Annotated in this window: 1 protein-coding gene; it reads left to right on the forward strand. The window is 67.2% G+C overall.

What is annotated here, in order from left to right:
* Positions 1–40: 40 nt before the first annotated feature.
* Positions 41–656, forward strand: a 616-nt coding sequence (locus tag NS365_RS23060; protein ID WP_244498545.1) for an alpha/beta hydrolase, incomplete at its 3' end; no start/stop codon positions are given.

The raw sequence follows: 656 nt of genomic DNA on the forward strand, positions 1-656 counted from the left end.
GGAGATGTGGATAATCCATGGCTACCCGCAGACGGGCGCCATGTGGGCGCCGATCGCCGACCAGCTGGCCGAGCGCTTCCTCGTCGTGGTGGCGGACCTGCGCGGCTATGGCCGCTCCAGCGCGCCCGAATCCACGGGGGGCGAGGCCTATTCCAAGCGCCGGATGGCGGGCGATATGGTGGCGCTGATGGCGGCGCTCGGACACGAGCGCTTTCATTTGGCCGGCCATGACCGGGGCGCGCGCGTCGCCTATCGCCTCGCCTTCGACCATCCGGAGAAGGTCATGCGTCTGGCGCTTCTCGACATCATCCCGACGCTCGAAATGTGGGAGCGCGCCGATGCCGCGGGCATGATCTCGGCCTATCACTGGGCCTTTCTCGCCCAGCCCAATCCCTTGCCCGAACGGCTCATCGCGAGCGACCCTGTCTTCTATCTCGACCACACGCTGGCGAGCTGGACCAAGGCGAAATCCACCGCGCCCTTCGCCTCCGAGGCGCTGGCCGAATACCGCAAGAGCTTTTCGCGCCCCACCGCCATCCATGGTGCCTGCGAGGACTACCGCGCCGGCGCAACGATCGACCCCGCCGCCGACGCGGTAGTCCTCGCAGGCACCATGGACTGCCTCTTATACACCTCTCCGAGCCGAAGAGGCCGTA

The sequence above is a fragment of the Aureimonas ureilytica genome (assembly GCF_001475935.1).
Taxonomy (GTDB): domain Bacteria; phylum Pseudomonadota; class Alphaproteobacteria; order Rhizobiales; family Rhizobiaceae; genus Aureimonas; species Aureimonas ureilytica_A.